The following is a 19,125-nucleotide window of genomic DNA, read 5'->3' on the forward strand; positions in this document are numbered from 1 at the left end:
AAACTGTTACTAAAAATCTAACATTTTTTCAAGCATTTTAAGAAGTGCTTCTTAAAGGCTAGATCTCTTATTGACTAATGCTACTTCTTTTTTTATAATACCGCCCTTTCAAATAGGCAAAAAGAAAAATTATCTTTAAAAATCTGCTTTTTTCTTCCCTTATCTTAAAAAGGCTCTCTTTAAGATAAAGGCTTAATGCTTTCTTTTTGCCTATATTAAAAGCTGAATCGATTATTTTAAAACCTACAGTAGAACGCATGCATTATTTTCTAGTTATATCCTTTTTCGCCTACTTTTTTATGCTACTTTGCATGGGGCTATATTTTCATAAAAAGCAAACATCCGCAGCAGATTTTATTATAGGCAATCGCTCACTCAACTTTTGGCTAACAGCTCTTTCTGCCCATGCCAGCGATATGAGCGCCTGGCTTTTTATGGCATTTCCAGCTGCCGTCTTTAGTAGTGGCTTACCTAAGATCTGGATTGCATGGGGACTAATTGGCGGAATGTTTGTTAATTGGCAATTTATTGCCACACGATTAAGGAGAGCTACCGAGAAATATAATGCTCATACTCTCTCTACCTTTTTCGAACGCCGTTTTAATGATACGTCAGGAACAATAAGATTCTTAACAGCTGCCATCGCTCTTTTTTTCCTCGCTTCCTATATAGCAGCTGGATTAATAGCCATGGGGCTCCTATTTGAATCAGTTTTTGGCATTAACTACTATGTAGGCTTATCTGTTGCCATGCTTGTCGTCGTCATTTATACCTTGATAGGTGGATTTGTTACCGTGGCTTGGACAGATCTGTTTCAGTCTCTTTTTCTTATGGCCATGATTATCTTTGTTCCTGCTTATGCTTTCATGCACTTGCCAAATGGATGGCAATCTATTACAGAAGCGGCTAAAAACCAAAATGCCTCCTTATTTTTCTTTAAAGACCTCTCCTCCTCTTCCATCCTCGAAGCTATATTTATGGCAACCTGGGGATTAGGTTATTTTGGGCAACCTCATATTGTGACTAAGTTTATGGGAATTAAAAACGTGGAAGAGATGCATAAATCCAAATATGTAGGCATGTCTTGGCTGATTCTTACCTTGCTAGGAGCAACAGCCGTAGGACTTATAGGTCTGCCTTTTTTTGATGGTCAGCTCCGTGATCCTCAGCTAGTCTTTATTGATATGGTCCCCCTTCTCTTTCATCCTCTTGTCACCGGCTTCATCTTATGTGCTATCCTCGCAGCCAATATGTCCACCATGGATTCGCAACTTTTAGTCTGTGCTTCCATCATCAGCGAGGATTTTTACAAAGGTATTTTTAAGAAAGAAGCCTCTGCCCAAAAGCTACTTTTAATTTCACGCCTGGGATTAGTCTTTACCGCTCTATCCTCATTGATTCTAGCGTATAACAAAAGTACAACCGTTTTAGAAGCGGTAAGGTACGCTTGGGCTGGCTTAGGATGCTCATTTGGTCCTTTAATGCTCATGTCTCTTTATTCTCAATCGATCAATAAATATGGGGCTATAGCAGGCATACTTACGGGAGGAATGATTGCAGGCACCTGGGAGGCTTATAGCAAGCAGCTATTAGGACATAACATTCCTGCAGAAATTCCTGCCTTTGCGGTCAGCTTAATCAGCATTTATCTGGTCTCTAAATGGACAGCAAGAATTACCGTGGAGTGTAACAGCAAGGGGTCTTAGGAAGGTTTGGCAAAAATTTCTTAACGATTCCATCAGCCAGGCAAGCGTGAGTTAGCTGTCAATAGGTGCCTTTTCGGACGAGTAGCTGCTTTGGCATTTGGACAATCCTTGCTGTTCTAGCTGCTACTCCAGTCGTACTTCTCTTCAATTAAGCGGCTAAAGTTGAAGCCTTCGCCGCTCTCTTATTTATTTCCTTTTGTATTTACCAGTGTAAAAGTTAGGCCAAGCTTTAGTTTTTATAATAAATGTTCTTCTTAAGATGGATTCGCTAGCTTTTCATCTCTTAAGACGTGCCCATGCTCTCCTGCTTTAGCCCCCCGTATTTTCATTAGAGGTATTTAAAGTGTAATCATCTAGTGTCTCAGTAGAAGAACTTTCACTAGAAAGCTTAAGGTTAATGGCACGAGCTTTATCAGTACATTCAGCTGCTTGCTTCAGATTGCCTTGTGCTTGGTAAATTAATCCCAGGTTATTGTAACAATTTGCTACGGCGGGATGATTTTCATCAAAGAAGTTGACGCCAATGGCAAGAGCTTTATCAATACATTCAGCTGCGTTCTTTAGATTACCTTGTTTTTGGTAAATTAATCCCAGAGTATTGTAGCAAGCTGCCAAGGCTGGATGATTTTCACCAAAAAATTTAAGATCAATGGCAAGCTTTTTGCTGACGTGCTGAGCTGCATGTAGTAGATTCCCTTGTTTCTGGCAAATCATTCCTAACATATAGTGATATCCGGCCACATTGATATGATCCTCACCAAAAATCCTAAGATCAATGGCAAGAGCTTTTTTGAAACATTTTGCTGCCTGGTTCAAATTTCCTTGGTTACCGTAGATTACTCCTCCCCTTTTGGCATAATCCATTGCTACGATACGATGTTTTTCGTTCAAAACTGTAGGATCGATAGAGAGGGCTATTTTATAATACTCAACCGCTTTTTCTAAATTTCCTTGGTCATGGTAAATTTGTCCTAGATTGTTGTAATTGAATGCCACCTGGGGATGATTTTCACCATAAAGCTTGAGATCAAAAGCAAGAGCTTTATCAATACATTCAGCTGCTAGAGTTAGATTGCCTTGTTTTTGGTAGATTATTGCCAAGCTGTCGTAATCTATTGCCACATTGTAGAGAATTTCATCCAGAAACTTAAGGTACATGGCAAGAGTTTTCTCGATACAGGCCTGTTGTTGTAGATTGCTTTGTTTTCGGTAGGTTCTTTCCAGATTGTTGTAATTTTTTGCCACAGGTTGATAATTTTCCTCCAAATGCTTGGGGTTAAGAGCAAAAGCTTTTTCGTCACACTCTGCTGCCTTGCCTAATTTATCTAGTTCCCGGTAGATATTTCCTAAATCACTATAATCTTTTGGTACCGGAGAATATTTTCCATGAGAACGGTTAAGATTAATTTTAAGTGATTCCTTAACATTCTTAGCTGCCTTCTTTAAATCGCCTAGCTTTTGGTAAATCAATCCCAACCTATTGTAGCAATAGGCGGCAAGCCCATTATTTTTGATACCTCGATTAAGCACAACGGAGAGCTCTTTCTCGGCATACTCAGCTGCCAGCTTTAGATCACCTTGCTCTGAATAGATGTGGCGCAGGTCACCGTAAAGCGTTTTAACATCTAGATTATTTTCATTAAAAAACTTAAGGTTCATAGCTAGAGCTTTGCTGACATGCTCAGCTGCTTGCTTTAGGTTGCCTTGATCTAAATGAATTCGGCTCAGATGGTTGTAAAGCATCCCAACACCTAGATGATTTTTATCAAAAAAATTAAGACTAATAGCTAGAGCTTTATTGATATACTCAGCTACGTCGTTTTCTAAATCACCGTGATTTAAATAGATTTGGAGCTGGCATTCATAATCTCTTGCCATAGTAAGATGTTTTCTACTATCAATCTCAAGGAAAATGGCCAGAGCTTTTTCACCATATTCAGCTGCTTTTTTAAAATCCCGTTGCTCTAGATAGGTGTAGCTCAGTTTGCTGTAATTTATTGCTATAGTACCATAAATTTCATCATGAATTTTGAGGTCAATTTCAAGTGCTTTCTTAGCATATTCAGCAGCTTGCTTCAATTGACCCTGATGCAAATAGACTTGGCTCCAGTTGTTGTAATTCTGTGCTCTCTTTAGATAATTTTCTTCAAGCAACTTAGGATCAATAACTTGAGATTGTTTGAGATATTTATTTGCCTGCTTGAAATTTCCTTGTTTGAAGTGGATTCCGTACAATCTTTTATAGCTTTTTGCTACCTGAATGTGATTTGGTCCAAAAAGTTTAAGAGCATTGGCAAGCTCTTGCTCAGCATGCTCAGCCGCTCCATTCAAAAAGCTTTGATTTGAGTAGATTTGGCTCAGAGGGTTGCAATTTGTTGCACTTTTTAGATAATTTTCACCAAAAAGCTTAGCACCAATGGCTCGGGCTTTACTACTACACTTATCTGCCTGCTCTAAATTTCCAAACATTAAGTGGGTTCGGTACAGATTTTCGTAGCCTTCTTTTACCCAGATATGGTTTTCCCCTAAACACTTACGATTAATTTCAAGTGCTCGATTCGTATACTGAACTGCCACTTCTTCATTTCTTTGTTCTCGGTAGAGTAACCCTAGACTATTATAACAACTTGCCGTGCTTGGATGATTTTCTCCGAAAAGCTTAAGATTAATTTTGAGTGCTCGATTGACACACTCTAACGCCTTATTTCTCTCCTCTAGTTCTTGATAGAGGCCACCTAAGATGTTGAAGCGGTCTGCTACTGCGGGATAATATTCTCCAAATTGTGTTAGTTCAATGTAGAGTGCTTTCTCCACCCACTCAACAGCTTCCACTTCTTCTCGGTTGTTTTGGCAAATCAGGCCTAAAATATGGTAAATTTCTGCCATCTTTGGATGGTTCTCACCGAACAATTTAAGATTGGTTTTCAAAGCTTTATTGATATAATGACTCCCCTTTTCTAAATTTCCGTAATCGCAGTAAATCTTTCCTAAGTTAAAATAATTCATTGCCACATTTGTATGATGCTTGCCAAAAATGTCAATATTAATTTTGAGCGCTTCTCTAGTATTCTTAATCGCCTCTTTTATATTTCCTACTTCTTGAAAGACATTCCCTAGGTTTTTGTAAGATTCTGCCACACTTGCATGATTCTTACCAAAAAGCTTGCGACTGATTCTGAGAGACTGATTAATATAATTAAGCGCTATTTCTGAATCTCCTGTATGTAGGTATATCATTCCTAGATTATTATAATGGGCCGCCATTGTTAGAGAATTTTCGAGATTAAGCTTTTGGTAAATCTTAGTAGCTTTTTTAGCATATTTAAGCGCCTTCTGTAGCTTGCCTTGCTCGTGATAAATCAAACCCAAATTATTATAATCTCTTGCCACTTTCAAGGGAGTTACACCAAAATCCTTGCGATCAATTTTGAGCGCTTTAGTTATATACTCATCGGCTTGCTTAAATTTTTTCTGCTCATAAAAACTCATTCCTAACGCATTTAATATATCAGTATTTTCTGGATATTTTTCTTTTGCTAATAGATACCAGCTTATTGCCTCCTCGTGTTGAAAAAGCCTTAAAGCTATGCTTCCTTGAGTCTGGGGCGAATTATCATCTAAGGTAGAAGATGTAAGTATACTTTCATCTCCAGATAAAGAAACTTGAATAGCATGGTAAAAGGGAATAAAAATGCGATAAATCTTTTTTACTTTTTCTAATGCTCCCTCATCTAAAGCAAACTGTTTTTGGATAAGTTCAGGTTCATCAAACCCAAAAGGTTTAAGCAGAGGATTCATCATCTCTTTTTGCGCTTGATAATGAGAGTAAGTTTTAAGGCGCATGAATAACGCTATACTTATCCACTCGTTTAGCTTTGTAGACGCACCTTCTGTTAAAACTCCTTGCTCCTTTAGTTGATCGATCCTACTGAAAGAATTGGAACCTTCTATTTTTTTGAGAAGAGCTAGTCGATCCACGGCCAGATGGGGAAACCGGTACAAATCATTTTTCACTTTAAAAAGCATGCCCTCATTTCCTACATAACCTATACCCGGTTCAAAAGTTGCCATATCTGATTGAACCAGGTGTTTTTTAGCTAGATGATGACGCAAGTTAAAGTTTTTTTTGTAAGGAGTATTAAGCTTTTCTTGAAGGTTTTCACTGTAGTGTTTAGTTAACTCATGATTACCTAGGAGGTGAGTGAAAGTCAAAAGTTCCATAGGAAGATGAGGCTCTTTCTGATGCCACCATTTACCCTTTTCATCTTGAGCGACATATTGAGCCATCTTTTCAGGAGTTTGGATAAGCTCAAAAGTCTGGCGATTACCAAAAGGGGTTTTACACCCTTTTCCTTCTGCTCCTTCCCCATCAAATGCAAAACCTCTTGGAGTAATTCCATCAAAAAAACCTATGTCATTTAAGCAAGGAATGTTTAAAGCAGGAAGAATGGTTTCTCCTAAATTGATGACCTTTAAGTGAATTAAAGTAGTCAAACGCTTAAAATACTCTCTGTTGTCTGGAGTATCTTCTTGCATAAGAATGCCAAATTCTAAATCTGAATATGGCGTCATTTCTTCTCTAGCTAACGAGCCAAATCCTATCATTGCATATTCACAAGGCGCAGGATCTAATTGATGTAAGGCCTGTATTGTAAGCTGCCCAAAGAAAACTTTTATTTGGTGAGCTATCTCACCATAAAGCTCTTTCACCTCCTGGGAAGAAGGGGTTTCTGGCAAAGTTTGGATTTTCTTCTCTATCTCTTCTCTAAATTTTTTTAAGTTGTGGCGATTGCGTTCAAATTGTTTCTCCACAACCGCAGAATCAAAAGGTTTGCCTTTGCATTGTTTGACAAGTAAATTTTGAACTTGGGAAAGTTTATCTCTAAGAATTTTTTGGCGCTCTTGAGGAGCTAGGCGTAGGGCATAATTATAAAGGCCTGCCGCTTGTAGGAGCGTTTCCGTTGTTTGCTTTCTTAAATAAATGTCACCTAATTCTTCTATGCAAAAGCTTTCTTGAATAGGATCTTTTTCTTGAACAGCAATTTGTAAAGCTTGCGTATAAGTTTGTTCTAATTTTTTTATCTTCTCGTCTGATAAAAACTCCTGGCTCTCCCATGTTTGCGGAATGTTTTTTGATGCATTCATCGATAGAGAATTAGAAAAAAGAATATCAGAAGAGGTTTTCGACTTTGAAAGAAAAGATTTATCTTGCTTTAAAGGCTTTTGAGCATAGATAAAATGTCCGCCTAAATCTGCGATAAGGATGTATTCTTGAGGTCTTTCCTCTTGAGGAATAGTTTCCCATTCCTGGGATCTATCACCTCCAGCTAAACCTGCTTGTGAAAAAATTAACCTATCATGAATACCGCAAAGCAATCCTTCTTCATTAACCGTTACTAGCCTTACAGGAATAGATAAAGCCGATGCTAATAACTCTCCTTCACCCAAGCCGCTTACCCAAGCTCCTTTTCCTATTATTTCTTCCGCTCTTTTACTGTCCGTGCGTTTAACGGTGCTTGCGAGCACTTGCCTTAGATATGAAACCTTATCTGCCTGCTCTTCTAGCAAGGGTATCTTTCTAGAAAGGCAGGCATAGCTTCCTAAAAAAGCGCTAAAAAAGCAGTCACCGTCACCACGGACACCTTTTAGTTCATAGCCTTCTGTATGTAGGTAGGCAGCTACAGCATTTACTTTTGCCAGCAGTGAATCACTAATAATGGTGGTAGGGTCTTGCCACAATAACCTAGCTATGCAAGATTGAGTCCATGGGCAAGAAGAAAGGCTTAAAAAATTTTTCTTATTATTATCGAGCTGTTTTTCTTCTTGAGAGTCAAATCTAACACTTCCAGAATGGCGCTTTTTCCATAAGCTGGTTTGTTTAACCAATAGCTTCCATTCTTTGCAGACTAAGCTTGCTTGGTATAAGTCTTGGCATCCCAGTTTTTCAAAGATCTCTAAGCTAATCTCTGCATAAGAGCGTAGTTTTAGATAAGCCTGCTTTCTTTTTTCTATTTCTTTAAATTCAGTAAATACATAAGAGTTAACAGATGCACTCTCTAGATTCATGGGTTTACCAGCCTTTTAGGGTTACATACATTTTAACACGTATAAGGAGTTGCTTATAATTTTACTAATCTCCAGCTTGCATCTTTACCCACAAAAGATAAAAAACAAACTTGAAAATATACTCTTTTTAGTTTCTTAGGTGTAGCTTTCATGATGATTTGTTATCATGAATTTTTCTTACTCCTAATAAATTTTTCCTACATTGCTACCTTCGCCAAAGGATTATTATCTATGAGCTTAAGGTTGATGGCACGAGCTTTATGGGAACACTCAGCTGCTTGCTCTACATTTCCTTGATCTTGATAAATTTGGCTTAAATTATCGTAAAACCGTGCCATACGACGACAATTTTCACCACCAAGCTTTGAGCCAAGGGTCACTGCTCTTTTAACGTCTTCAACTGCATCTTCTAAAAGACCTTGTCTTTTATAAATCATCCCCCTGGTATTGTAATAAATTGCCAGATGGGGATGATGTTCACCCCAAAGCTTCAAAGCAATGTTCAGTGCTTTCTCAGCATACTCAGCTGCCTGCTTTAAATTGCCTTGTTTTTGGTAGATTTGCCCTAGATTATTATAATATATGGCCATCCTGGGATGAATTTCACCGAAAAAATTGCAGTTAATAGTGTAAGCTTTGCTAATGTGTTTAATTGCTTTTCCTAGATTACCTTGGGTAAGGTAAATTATTCCCAAGTTGTTATAATCTCTTGCCACACAGGGATGATTTTCACCAAAAAGCTTAAGATCAATCGCTAGAGCTTTTTTGCTATACTCTAACGCCTCTTTTAACAGCCCCTGTTCTTCATAACTTTGTGATAAATTGTTATAATCTAAGGCTATACTGGCATGATTTTCACCAAAAAGTTTATGGTCAATTGCGAGTGCTTTATCAAAATAGCCAACGGCCTTCTTTAAGCTTCCTTGTTCTTGATAGATTACTCCTAAATTGGTGTAACAGTCTGCTACACTAGCATGATTTTCACCAAACAGCTTAAGATTGATGTCGAGCGCTTTGTTGATTTGCTCAGCAGCCTCGTCTAACTTTCCCTGTCCTTGATAGACTCCTGCTAAGTTATTATGATCTCTTGCTATAGTAGGATGACTTCCACCAAAAAGCTTAAGGTCAATTGCAAATGCCTTCTGGACAGACTCCGCAGCCTTGTCTAAATTTCCCTGTTCTTGATAAATTGCTCCTAAATTATTCCAACCGGTTGCAATTCTAGGATGGTATTTACCAAATAATTTATGGTTAATATCCAGCGCTTTGATAATATGCTTAGCGGCTTCCTCCAATTTTCCTTGATCTTGGTAAATTTGCCCTAGATTGTTGTAATCCCTTGCTACAGTAGGATGATTTCCACCAAAAAGCTTAGTATTAATGGTAAGGGCTTTTTTAACATATTCAGCCGCCTGACCTAACTTTCCTTGCTCTTGATAAATTGTTCCCAAATTATTGTAAGTTCTTGCTACATGGGGATGATTTTTACCCCACAATTGAAGGTCAATCTTAAGCGCTTTCTCGCCAATTGCAGCCGCCTTGCCTAATTTTCCTTGAGCTTGATAAATTGTTGCCAAGTTATTGTAATAAGTAGCTATGTTAGAGTAATTTTCCAAAAAAAGCTTAAGTTTAATAAAGCCAGCTTTCCTGCTAGGTTCGGCTGCATTTCCTAGCTTTGCTTGTTCTCGATAAAGTGCTGCAAAATTTTTATTACAAGCTTTCTCTAGGGAATAATTTTTGCAAAGAAACTTGGAACGGATTTTAAGCGCTTCTTCAACTTTCTTAGCTGCTTTATCTAATTTTCCCTGACCTTTATAAATACATCCAAGAACAACTAATATGTCAGCGTCTTCTGGATTTTTTTCCAATGCTAATTTGTAACACTTTTTTGCCTTTTTCTGCTGAAAAAGCCTTAAGGCTATATCTCCTTGAGTTTTTGTAGAAATATTCTTCACATCTAATGACTTAAAAGCGTCTTCATTTCCTGCTAAAAATTCCTTAACAGCTTGATAAAAAGGAATAAAGACAGAGTAAATTTTTTTTATCTTTTTTAAAGCTGCCAAATCTAAAGCAAACTGCTTTTCAACAAGTTTTGGATCCTCAAATCCAAAGGGCTTAAGCAGAGGATTCATCATTTCCCTTTGAGCTTCGTAATGAGAATAAGTTTTAAGGCGCATGAATAAAGCTATGCTCATCCATTCACTTAACTTTTCGGCTGCATTATCTGTTAAAATACCTTTATCTTTTAATTGAGTGATCCTAGTAAACGTATCGGAAGCGGCTACTTCTTTAAGAAGAGCTAAACGGTCCAAAGCTAGGTGAGGAAAACGATATAAATCATTTTTAACTTTAAAAAGCAGTCCTTGCTTGTCTGGATCCTGCAGGCTTGGATTGAAAGTTATCCTATCTTCTCGAACTAAATGATATTTGGCTAAATATTGGCGAAGAGTAAGGCCTACTTGATAGGGAGTGGCGAGCTGTTGTTGGGCATGGTGCTTATATTGTCTAGTTAGCTCCTCATCACCTAACAAATGAGTAAAGGTTAAAAGCTCCATAGGAAGATGTGGTTCTTCGTGATGCCACCATCTCCCTTTTTCATCTTTACCAATATATTGAGCCATCTTTTCAGGAGTTTGTATAAGCTCAAAAGTATGGCGATTGCCAAAGGGAGTTTTACATCCTTTTCCTTCCGCTCCTTCGCCATCAAAGGCAAGGCCACGTAGCGTTATGTCATCAAAAAAATTTATGGCTTTTAAGCAGAGAATATTTAAAGCAGGGAGAAGGGTTTCTCCTAAATTGATCACTTTCAAATGAATCAAAGTCGTAAGGCGCTTAAAGTACTTTTTATTATCTTTACTATCTTCCTGGATAAGAATGCCAAATTCTAGATCGGAATAGGGAGTCATTTCCTCTCTAGCTAGGGAACCAAAGCCTATCATCGCATATTCACAAGGTGCCGGGCCTAAAACATCAATCGCCTGATTTACTAGAGCCTTAAAGTAATCTTTCATACCCAGTGCAATTTCCTTGTAAAGCATTCTTACTTCCTCGGATGAAGGATCCGAGCCGAGAGCTTGAATTTTCTCTTTTATTCCCTCCCTAAGTTTTTTTAGCACTTCACGATTACCTTCAAATTGTTTCCTCATTACTTTAGTACTTAAAGACTTTCCTTCGCACAGTTTAGTAAGTAGACCTTGAACCTTGAAAAGTTTTTCTTTAACTATTTCCTGTCTGTCTTGCGAAGGGCAATGTAAAATATATTGATAAAGTCCTGCTGCTTGAAGAAGAATCTTAGGTATTTCCTTACTCGAATAGACATCGCCTAGCTTTTCAATATATAACCTTTCTTGGATAGCTTCTTTAGCCTGTACAGCAATTGGTAAAGCTTTTTCATAGGCATTTTCAATTTCTTTTATATCTTCCTCTGATAAAATTTTCTCGTGTTCTAAGCTCTCTAAAAGGGTCTTTAATTCATCTTTAGGGATTAGAGAATGTACTTTCTGATCATCAACTTGCGTCTCTTCCTGAAATTTAATATTAAGCTTTCCTACATTAAACATTTTCCATAAACTGGTTTGTTCAGTTAGCTGCTTCCATTCTTTACAGACTAGGCTTGCTTGGTATAAGTCTTTGCATCCTAATTTTTCGAAGATTTCTACATAGGGATGTGGCTTCACACAAGGCTGTTTTCTTTTTTCTATTTCCTTAAATTCAGTAAATCCATAAGAGCTAATAGGTGAACTCTCCAAACTCATTTGCTTATCCTTATTTTAGCTTTTGGTGCACTTCAGTGGGTTTGTAACGCTGTTGGCGATTTTTTTTATCTTTTTAAAGCCATTCTCTTAAAAGAAAGATAAAAAAATAATGCTTTACTTTTCATACTAAAAACCTTGCTTAAAAGCTACTTCTTTATTTTTTTAGCTCTCAAAGCAAGCAGTGACACTTGCCTCTTTTCCTATCTATTTTGTCAATTTTTCAATCTAAAGCTCAGGCTTTTAAGCTTGAAAGAGGCAAACCATTTTTCAAGCCTCAAACAAGTGGCCATATCTTTCGTAACGAAGCTTGTATAAAAAGTGATATAATGGATACAGCATTTTTGGAAGATGATCAGAGAACGAGTTTTAGTCTAATTAATAAAAAATAAGATTATACGCTTTTGAGCTACTTCTTATGCAATCTCGTACTTTATAAAACCCCTCTCGCTAAGCAAAGAGAAGACTTTCAGGGTGTGGGGTATGCAGACTTAGTTTTTTGAAGCGTCTTATATATTTTTAAAAAAGGTTAAGATTGCTCGAGATAAAGAAAAACATCGAACGATTTCTATATAGAGCCTATTTAAATTCACGATAGGCCCTTCTCAAGCTAGAGGGCATGATGAAAATAAATATATAAAAAATTTAAATTTTATGAAGGTGGGTTACCTGAGCCTGTAGCGGATACAAAATAATATTGAGAATACCCTTTCAAGCAGCTCTTTATGCAATCATATGCTTAAAAAAATATCCCCTTAAGTAAAAGAGGTAGGTAAGGAAGACTTAAATTACCTTGTTAAAAAACAGGCGGAACTTTTTATAACGTAACAGTATCTGTCAACGACTCCAAATTAAGGTTTGCAAGATTTCATCCTCGTAGGGATAGAACTTCTAGCAATTGCCAATCCTTTAAATAATTGCTATACCATACTGTTCAACAAAAAATGATGCTAAATGCTAGAATGACTTGCAGTTTCTTTTTGTAACACATCTTAACGTGTAAAATTGAATAAAAATTGGATAAGGAAACGAAGCAACTTCCTGCATAAAAGCATCAAAAGATTTCCCGTTGAGAGTGGCCTTTTAACTTATAGCCTAGCAGGATAAAGGAAGGGAAGAAATTTTAACATTAGCAAAAAGGAAATATTTCAGGCGTTAAAAGCATTTATCTATTAGATAAATGCCTATCTTAAAGCTTTGAGATGTAGAGCTCTGGCGTGCCTAGAGCCCTATATAAATGCTTTATTCTTTGGTGATACGATCGAAATATTGGATGATATCGCCTACTGTTTTAAACTTTTCAGCTTCTTCTTGAGGGATTTCTCTTCCTAAACGCTCTTCAAAAGTCATATTGAGCTCTGTTAAATCCAGAGAATCTGCATTTAGATCTTCGACAAGCTTTTTAGAAGGAGTTACATCATCTCTATCTACACCCAGCTGTTCCACAATGATGTCGATGACTTCTTGTTCTGTTGATGACATACACATTCCTTTTAATTAATAGATTTCTTAAAAAAAAATAAGATATCATTTTTACCAATTACATTCAATGATGTAATTAGGGTTACATCACCATTCCTCCGTCCACCACCAACACTTGCCCAGTCATATATTGGGCCATCGAGCTGGCTAAGAAAACGGCTGCATTGGCAATATCTTCAGGAGCGCCCATCCTTTCCATAGGAATGGAAGAGAGTATGGCCTGACGCTGCTGTTCTGTCATAGCTTCCGTCATCTGCGTGTCAATAAAGCCAGGAGCGATGCAGTTAATGCGAATATTACGGGAAGCAAATTCTTTAGCAAGAGCTTTTGTAAAACCTATGATAGCAGCTTTTGAAGCCGCATAATTCGCTTGCCCACTATTACCAATCAGACCGATCACTGAGCTAATATTTATAATCACCCCTTGGCGGGCTTTAAGCATATGACGAGTAAGGGCCTTGCAAGTATTGTAGCAGGATTTTAAGTTAACCTCCATGACGGTATCCCAATCTTCTTCAGTCATTTTCAACATTAGCTGATCGCGCGCAATTCCCGCATTATTAACTAAAATATCCACTTTGCCATAATTTTGCTGTACCTGTTTTATAGCCGCCTCTACCTCTAGAGTTTTAGCTACATTGACTGGATAAAAAGAGGCTTTTTCTGCTCCAATTTCCTGTACGACTTCTTGGCCTCTTTTCTCATTTGTTCCGAAGATTGCCACAGTTGCTCCTTGACGAGCAAATTCACGAGCAATTGCTTTGCCAATGCCAGCAGTTCCCCCTGTAACGATAGCTACCTGATTGTTTAAAAGATGATGCATCTAAATTTTTTCCTATATTTTAGCAAGCTGATCAAGTTCCGTTAATTTTTCTACAGAAATGGTATTTATGTGGGGAAGAATACGTTTATTAAAACCTGCTAGTGTCTTTCCACACCCTATTTCAATAAACAGCTCGATTCCCTCTTCCCCCAGGTGGCGAATGCTTTGCTCCCAGCGAACAGGAGAAGTTACCTGCCTAATTAAATGGCTTTTAATATCGAGAATATTTTCTACCTTTTTACCAGGCACATTCATGATTAAACCTATCGGGCTATCTTGGATAGAGGCATAATGGATATGTTCAGCAAGGCGTTCTTCAGCTGTCTTCATAAGACCACTATGAAAAGCTCCATATACATTTAAAGGCAAGACACGTTTGGCACCTTTATCTTTAAGAGCTGATGCAGCGCTATCAATTCCTTTTCGAGTTCCCGAAATCACTATCTGGCCTGGGCAATTAAAATTAGCAATCCATAAATCATGAGGCAAATTCACTGCTTGCACAGCTTCCTCTACTTCGTGAGCTGTAAGACCTAAAACAACTGCCATACCCCCTGGATGAGCCTCACAGGCTTCATTCATATAATGGCCTCTATATTGAATAATAGAGAGGCAGGAGGCAAAATCTAGTTTTTTAGAAGCTGTTAATGCTGAATATTCGCCTAAGCTTAAGCCAGCACACATATCTGGCTGTATGTTAGGATATAAATCTTTAATAATTCTTAAGAGTGCCATGGAGACAACATAAATGCCCACCTGGCTATTTTTTGTTTCAAGCAGTTCTTCCTCAGGGCCTTCTAATATTATTTTAGATAAATGGCGATGTAACACCTCATCGGCCTCTTGAAAAGTTTGCCTAGCGATGGAGAAATTTTCATAAATATCTTTTGCCATCCCAAGATATTGAACTCCTTGGCCAGGAAATAAAAAAGCAATTTTTTTAAAATGCGACATATCTTTGTGTCCTTATAGCTTATCAGTCGAATGAAGAGGATAGATCATCTATTTGGGTTATAATGGCGGCTGCCCAAGTAAGCCCGGCTCCAAAACCTACCAATAGCAGCTTTTCCCCTTGTAAAATTTGGTTTTCGCTCTTAAGCTCTTCCAAGGCTATGGCCACGCTAGATGCCGAGGTATTCCCATATTTATGCAAGGTTTTATAAACGCGCTCACTTGGTAGATTAAAACTTTTAGCTAATGCTTCAATAATCCGTATATTAGCTTGATGGGGTACTAACCAATCAATCTCTCCTTCGGTTATACCGGCTTTAACTAAGCATTCTTTTGCTGCAGCCCCCATTCTTCGTACGGCATGCTTGAAAACTTCCTTTCCTTCCATTTTCAAAAAATGCAACTCTTGGGTTACGGTTTCGATGCTTGAAGGCTGACGCGCGCCACCCGCCGGAATCATTAAAAGTTCGGCAACTTCTCCATCTGAACCTAAGCAAAATGCGTCGAGGGAAAATCCCTTTCCTTGATTAGAGATCACAGCCGCTGCAGCTCCATCGCCAAACAGAACACAGGTATTTCTATCTTTGTAATTGATAATAGTAGAGAGCTTTTCTGAAGCGATTAAAAGAATATTGCGATAGATGCCTGCTTCAATGTAAGCTTTAGCAATCGACAATCCATACAAAAAACCTGTGCAAGCGGCTTGTATATCTAAGGCCGCAGCAGAGGACGCCCCTAGCTTGGCCTGAATAATAGCGGCTGTACTTGGTGTGATGTAATCGGGTGTCATTGTTGCCACTAAAACCATGTCTATATCTGCAGCTGACACGCTACTTTCCTGCAATGCTTTTTGGGCCGCATAAAACCCCATTAAAGAAGGAGGCTCGTGAGTGCCGGCAATTCGACGTTCTTTTATTCCTGTACGCGAGACAATCCATTCATCGGTTGTTTCAACCATCTCTTCTAGATGTTGATTGGTTAAAATACGTTCAGGTAAAAAAGAGCCCATTCCTACGATACGCGCTTTAGGTTGAATTGGCATTTGTCTGCCCCCCTTATTTATTAAAAAGCAAAACTGTATCAAAAATGCTTATTAAAAAGAAGCGCTCCCTTTAGAGCCCCAAGCTATCTACATGGATAATATAGATAATTCAGTGAAAAGAGAGAGATAAAATTATAGGGATATATATTTATGGGTTAAGCGTAGAAAAACTTAAAGTTAAGCAGACAAGGCAATTGAAAAAACTGCTTTTATAAGGAAAAGACAAGGACTCGCTAAAAAAACATAAATTTAAAAATAATAACTAAAAAAACAGCACCAGTAGCGATTACAAGATGGAGTTTTTCTCCCACTCTTTAGGTTTTAAATAAAATAACCTTTTATGCTATGCTTTTTCTTAAAATTATGGCAAAACTATGCATTATCCTCCTCATTTATTAAAAGTTATAAATGTCTTAAAAAGGCTACCGGGAGTAGGTTCCAAAAGTGCCGAGCGTTACGCTTTCCATATGCTGGGATGGCCACAAGAATATTTAGATGAAATGGCTAGCACTCTAAAAGATATTCATGAAAAATTGCCGCAGTGTGAGGAATGCGGGTGCTTAAAAGGCGAATATGCTTGCCCTTTTTGTACAGAGCCACGCCAGCAATCTAAGGTTATTTGTATTATTTCCTGTGCCAGAGAAGCTTTTTCCATTGAAACAACAGGCGAATATAAAGGCCTTTATCACGTATTAGGAGGCTTATTGTCTCCTTTAGAAGGCATAGGTCCCGATAAACTGACTATTGCCGCATTAAAAACACGTATTGCTTTGCTAAAAATAGAAGAGATTGTCATCGCCTTAGATTCTACCCTCGAAGGGGATGCTACCTCTCTTTATTTAAAGCAAGAATTAGCTCCCTTGGGAGTTGCTATCTCTCGGTTAGCTTTTGGACTTCCTATGGGAAGCCCCCTCGATTATGTAGATGGAGGTACATTAGCACGAGCTTTCTCGGGAAGAAGCAAATTTTAATCCTCAGTCTCCTCTCCTTTTCTTCTTCTTTACAATATTACAAAACTTACCCTATGATTACTCTTTTTTCGATTATCATCTATAATTTTCAGAGGAATCTGTGACAAATAAATTAATGCTTTTCCTTAATATAGGATTTTTGCTTCTAGTAAGCGGCTACTCATCAAATCTTTTCGGTCAGTCTACCCAATATGAAAATCAAAAAATAGAAAAAATTGAAATTCTTCTTCAAGGGCCTTGCGACCATTTTGAAGAAGAGGCTCTCCTTAGCCGAATCAAAACACGGCAAGGAGATTTTTTTTCGCAAACACATTTTGATAATGATCTTAAAATTCTTTCTCAAGATTATGACCGTGTTGAACCCCTTGTTGAGAGCTTAGCTGATAAGCTATATATTACCTTAAAAACATGGCCTAAGCCTATCATTCGCTCTATCAACTGGCAGGGTAACGAACATATAAAAACTAAAAGGTTAAAGCAAGAGCTGAAAGTATCTTGCTTTTCTGTTTTTGACCGTAAAAGCTTTAATCAAGCTTTTCACAAGCTAAAAACTTACTATATTAAAAAAGGTTTTTTTGAAGCGGAGCTTACCTATGATGTACAGCTAGATGCCACTACTAACGAAGTAGATATCAACATCTCCATTACTGAAGGGCGCTCAGGCTATATCAAAGAAATTGTATTTGTTAATTTTACAGATCATGAACAAGAAGAGATAAGTGAACAGCTGGTGACTAAAAAATATAATATATTTTTAAGTTGGCTAAGCAATGAAGGAACTTACAATGAAGAGGCCATGCAGCATGATCAAGCCACCATTCTTAATTATCTTCATAATCAAGGATATGCTGATGCAGCTGTCGATATTAAAGTTGTGGAAGCCGCTCAAGAAAACCGCGTGATCATTATAGTTACTGCAAGCAAAGGATCTATTTATAGAGTAGGTAATATTACGATCGAGGGAAATCACCTATTTAGTACAGAAGAAATCTATCAGCAGTTAACTTTTTGTGAAGGAGGGATATTTTCTCCTGAAAAAATTCGTCAAAGTATAGAAAATATTACAAATCTCTATGGTCGTAAAGGCTATATTGATGCCATCGTTGATCATGAGCCTACTCTTTCTGAAAGCCAGGAACACATCTACAACCTTAAACTTACTATTGAAGAAGGCGAGCAGTTTCGGGTAGGTTTAATTAAGGTATTTGGAAATTCTCAGACACAAACAAAAGTTATTCTTCATGAAACGCTGATTATTCCTGGAGAAGTCTTTAATATCGAAAAACTGAAAAAAACTGAAGAACGTTTAGCTAACATCGGCTATTTTTCTCATGTAAACGTCTATGCTGTTAAATCAGAAGATTCTTATGGCTTAGGAGAGAATTATCGCGATGTCCACATTGAAGTCGAAGAAACCAGCACGGGACATTTTGGGGCATTCTTTGGGTTTAGCACCGCAGAAAGCATTTTTGGGGGGTTTAATATCACCGAAAAAAACTTTAACTATAAAGGGTTAGGTCGTTTCTTTCAAGATGGCTATAAAGCATTAAGAGGAGGAGGCGAATATGCCCATGCTACCGCTACAGTGGGCTCCAAAAGCCGCAGCTATGTTTTTTCTTGGACCAAGCCATTTTTTAATGATACTCAATGGATTGTAGGATTTGAGCTAGAAAATTCTGTCAATCGCTATATAGCCAAAGACTATGATATAAAAACTTATGGGGGAATGGTCAATGCTACTTATCAGTTAAATCAGTTTATGAAATTGGGATGGCATTACCGCTTAAAACATACAGATATTCAAACCTCGCATGACTTGCTTTATGAAGAGCAGTATAAATATTACGCCAAGCATGAGCATGGAGCTTCGTTAGTTGAAGAATCCCATAATGATGGGATGGTTTCAGCCACCGGATTAACATGGTCTTACGATTCTACTGATCACCCGGCCAAACCTACCCAAGGATTTAAATCACGATTAGAAGTGGAGATAGCTGGATTGGGCGGTAACTATCGCTTCTTTGGCGCTGCCTACACCAATAGCTGGTTTCATAAATTAGACAGACGTAGTGTTCTAAAACTACGCATGGATTTTCGCTTCCTTTATCCCTTCGGAGGGACGACTGCTAAAAAAATGCCCCTTGACGAGCGGTTATTTCTGGGCGGCGATAACATGATAAGAGGCTATCGTCCTTATAAACTGGGGCCACGTTTTATTGAAGGAGATCCACGGGGTGGGATGTCCATGGAGATTTATTCGATAGAGGCTTCTCGGCGGTTCATGAAAAACCTCGAAGGTTTTATTTTCTGTGATGCCGGCCATCTATCTTTT

9 protein-coding genes are annotated in these 19,125 nt (G+C 37.9%); 3 read left to right on the forward strand and 6 right to left on the reverse strand.

The genetic code is table 11. The features are described 5' to 3' along the window. The first annotated feature begins 206 nt into the window (after window positions 1-206). The gene (locus DB41_RS12915) at window positions 207-1,706 is read left to right on the forward strand and encodes a sodium/proline symporter (RefSeq protein WP_238578441.1); all 1,500 of its coding nucleotides are present in this window, start codon (window positions 207-209) and stop codon (window positions 1,704-1,706) included. A gap of 309 nt (window positions 1,707-2,015) precedes the next feature. On the opposite strand, the gene DB41_RS12920 is transcribed toward DB41_RS12915, so the two are convergent. From DB41_RS12920 to DB41_RS12945, 6 genes are all read right to left on the reverse strand, one after another. Beyond that, complete coding sequence (locus DB41_RS12920) at window positions 2,016-7,772, reverse strand: tetratricopeptide repeat protein (protein WP_039385295.1); 5,757 nt, start codon at window positions 7,770-7,772, stop codon at window positions 2,016-2,018. 197 nt (window positions 7,773-7,969) lie between these two features. Beyond that, window positions 7,970-11,527: a tetratricopeptide repeat protein gene (locus DB41_RS12925; protein WP_039385297.1), complete on the reverse strand. Its 3,558-nt coding sequence runs from the start codon at window positions 11,525-11,527 to the stop codon at window positions 7,970-7,972. Window positions 11,528-12,766: 1,239 nt separating this feature from the next. Beyond that, window positions 12,767-13,012, reverse strand: coding sequence for an acyl carrier protein (acpP, locus tag DB41_RS12930; protein WP_039385299.1), 246 nt, complete (start codon window positions 13,010-13,012; stop codon window positions 12,767-12,769). A gap of 76 nt (window positions 13,013-13,088) precedes the next feature. Next, window positions 13,089-13,829: a 3-oxoacyl-ACP reductase FabG gene (gene fabG, locus DB41_RS12935; protein WP_039385300.1), complete on the reverse strand. Its 741-nt coding sequence runs from the start codon at window positions 13,827-13,829 to the stop codon at window positions 13,089-13,091. A 12-nt stretch (window positions 13,830-13,841) separates the two neighbouring features. Next, on the reverse strand, window positions 13,842-14,783 hold the full coding sequence (gene fabD, locus DB41_RS12940) for an ACP S-malonyltransferase (protein WP_039385301.1): 942 nt from the start codon (window positions 14,781-14,783) through the stop codon (window positions 13,842-13,844). A 22-nt stretch (window positions 14,784-14,805) separates the two neighbouring features. Beyond that, complete coding sequence (locus tag DB41_RS12945; RefSeq protein WP_039385303.1) at window positions 14,806-15,822, reverse strand: beta-ketoacyl-ACP synthase III; 1,017 nt, start codon at window positions 15,820-15,822, stop codon at window positions 14,806-14,808. Window positions 15,823-16,196: 374 nt separating this feature from the next. Here DB41_RS12945 and recR point away from each other — a divergent pair, with 374 nt between their 5' ends. Together recR and bamA are read left to right on the forward strand one after the other, a co-directional pair. Next, window positions 16,197-16,793: a recombination mediator RecR gene (gene recR / locus DB41_RS12950; protein ID WP_039385305.1), complete on the forward strand. Its 597-nt coding sequence runs from the start codon at window positions 16,197-16,199 to the stop codon at window positions 16,791-16,793. Between the two features lie 100 nt (window positions 16,794-16,893). Continuing rightward, on the forward strand, window positions 16,894-19,125 hold a 2,232-nt coding region (gene bamA / locus DB41_RS12955), incomplete at its 3' end, for an outer membrane protein assembly factor BamA (protein WP_155117591.1).

It is taken from the genome of Neochlamydia sp. TUME1, from assembly GCF_000813645.1.
Lineage (GTDB): Bacteria > Chlamydiota > Chlamydiia > Chlamydiales > Parachlamydiaceae > Neochlamydia.

Coding starts and splice junctions, on each gene's coding strand:
- DB41_RS12920 (WP_039385295.1), bottom strand. CDS start 7,772: ATGAATCTAGAGAGTGCATCTGTTAACTCTTATGTATTTACTGAATTT.
- DB41_RS12925 (WP_039385297.1), bottom strand. CDS start 11,527: ATGAGTTTGGAGAGTTCACCTATTAGCTCTTATGGATTTACTGAATTT.
- acpP (WP_039385299.1), bottom strand. CDS start 13,012: ATGTGTATGTCATCAACAGAACAAGAAGTCATCGACATCATTGTGGAA.
- fabG (WP_039385300.1), bottom strand. CDS start 13,829: ATGCATCATCTTTTAAACAATCAGGTAGCTATCGTTACAGGGGGAACT.
- fabD (WP_039385301.1), bottom strand. CDS start 14,783: ATGTCGCATTTTAAAAAAATTGCTTTTTTATTTCCTGGCCAAGGAGTT.
- DB41_RS12945 (WP_039385303.1), bottom strand. CDS start 15,822: ATGCCAATTCAACCTAAAGCGCGTATCGTAGGAATGGGCTCTTTTTTA.
- recR (WP_039385305.1), top strand. CDS start 16,197: ATGCATTATCCTCCTCATTTATTAAAAGTTATAAATGTCTTAAAAAGG.